The following is a 2,288-nucleotide window of genomic DNA, read 5'->3' as shown; positions in this document are numbered from 1 at the left end:
TGCGGGAAAGCGCGTCGAACGCAAATGCTACCGTGCCGTTTGCATCCTTGGCCGTGGTCATGTTGCCTGCCTTGTCATAGGCGAAGGTCGCAGTACCATCCGCATCCTTCCGGGACACCATGCGATACAGCTTATCATAGGTGTAAGCGGTCTGCTTTCCGTTTTCATCAACTTGCGTCAGTACATTGCCTTCCTTGTCATGCGTGTAGGTAGTCACGCTGCCCAGCGGAGAGGTTTCGGTCAGCAGATTGCCCGCTGCGTCATAGGCATAAGTGGTCGCGGCCTTCTCGTCACCGCCGCCGTACACGGTCGTACCTGTGGTATTACCGAACGGATCATACCGGTACTCGATCATGCCACCTTCGGCGTTGGTCTTGGAAACAAGACGATTCAGGCCGTCATAGGTGTAAACGGTCTTGTTCTTGTTGCCGTCGATCACCGCTGTCTGATTGCCTGCAAGGTCGTATTCGTACTCGGTCGCATGGTTCAGCTGGTTGGTTTCCTTGACCTGCCGATCCATGCAGTCATACGCATACTTCACCCATTCGTTGTTGCGGTTGGTGTACTGAATAAGATTATTGTTCGCATCATACTGATAAACGGCATACGCATTATTGGCGTCGGTTTCCTTACGGAGATTACCGGCTGCATCATAGGTGTAGGTAGTTGTTGCACCCAGCTTGTCCGTAGTTGCGGCTACTCTGCCGCGTGCGTCGTAAGTGTTGGTAACAACACCGGAAAGCGCGTCGGTTTCGGTCAGCACATTGCCGTTCTTGTCATATGTGTAGGTCGTTGCGCTGCCGTTTTCATCGGTTGCAGAAACGACGCGACCCAGTGCGTCATAAGCAGACGAGGACACGCCGCCTTCTGCGTCCGTGGTCTTGAGCAGGTTATAGTTTTTGTCGTAGGTGTACTGCGTTGCATTGCCTTCACGGTCAGTGGAAACCAGCACATTGCCTACGCCGTCATACTGCTTGGTTCCCGCATTACCCAGTCCGTCAATCGTTTTTACCACACGATATGCACCGTCGTACTCGCTCTTTGCGATTACTGTTCCGTCCTTGGTGACAGAAACCGTGTTGCCTACCTTGTCGTAGCCGTATTCGGTCACAACACCTACTGCGTTGGTTTCGGTATGCGTTCTGCCGAGTGCGTCATAGGTGTACTTGGTTGCATTGCCGTTCTGGTCGGTTACTTCGCTGACATTTCCGAGCGCATTGTAGGTATAGCGGGTTTCGCCGCCGTCCGCATAGGTGATAACCGTAATCTGGTCTTTGCGGTTGTACTGATACGAAGTTTTGTTGCCTTTCGGGTCAGTGACGGTGAGTTGGTTGCCGTTCGCATCATAGGTGGTAGCAGTCTTACCGCCGAGTTCGTCATAGCTTTCTGTCGTGCGTCCCAGCGCGTCATACACCGTGCGGGTCTTGCTGCCGTCTGCGTTAATCTGCTCTACGGCGCGTCCCAGCAGGTCATAGATATACTTTGTCACATTGCCTTCGGGGTCGGTAACACTAAGCTGATTGCCCGCAAGGTCGTAGGTGTACGCGGTAACGCCGCCGAGCGCGTCTGTTTCGGTCAGCAGCCGTCCTACCTTGTCGTAAGTGTAGGTGGTTTCGTTGCCTTCGCCGTCAATCTGCTTTACCGCTGCATTGATGGCGTTGTACTCGGTCTTGGTTTCATTGCCGTTTGCGTCCGTTGTGACAAGCAGATTGCCAACAGGGTCATAGGTATAGGCAGTCTTGTTGCCTGCACCGTCGGTTTCGGTCTTGGTTCGTCCGAGTGCGTCATAGGTGTAGGTTTTCTTGTTGCCTTCTGCGTCGATTTCCGAAACCGTGCGTCCCATGCTGTCATACGCATAAATTGTTTCGCCGCCCAGCGCGTCAATCGTCTTTGCTACACGGTCGAGCGCGTCATATTCATAGGTAGTCGCATTGCCTTCCGCGTCCGTAGTCTGGATAAGCAGGCCGCGGTCGTTGTAGGTGTAGCGGGTTTCGTTGCCCTCCGCGTCTGTTACCGATACAAGCTGTGCGGTATCCTTGCCATATTCATAGGTGGTTTCATTGCCGTTCGCGTCCGTGCGTTTGAGCGGTTCGCCGTTCGTGCCGTATTCGGTCGTTACCGCGCCGCCGAGCGCGTCCTTGGTCGAGGTGGTAAAGCCGTTGGCATTGTACTCATACGAGGTTTCGCCGCCCAGCGCGTCTACGGTTTTCAGCAGCTTGCCCGCCTTGGAGTAAGTATGCCTGGTCGTTGCGGTAGCCGTATCACTCACCTTGGTATGCTCTGCAACG

At 54.2% G+C, this 2,288-nt stretch carries 1 pseudogene; it reads right to left on the bottom strand.

Features of this window, described 5'->3' with window-relative positions:
- A pseudogene (locus DW724_RS15295) lies at nucleotides 1-2,288 on the bottom strand (hypothetical protein); the annotation flags it as partial.

Origin of the sequence: Butyricicoccus sp. AM27-36 (genome assembly GCF_003480945.1) — a bacterium.
Taxonomy (GTDB): domain Bacteria; phylum Bacillota; class Clostridia; order Oscillospirales; family Butyricicoccaceae; genus Agathobaculum; species Agathobaculum butyriciproducens.
Note: the sequence above shows the minus strand (reverse complement) of the source record. Positions and strands in the feature narration are given on the sequence as shown.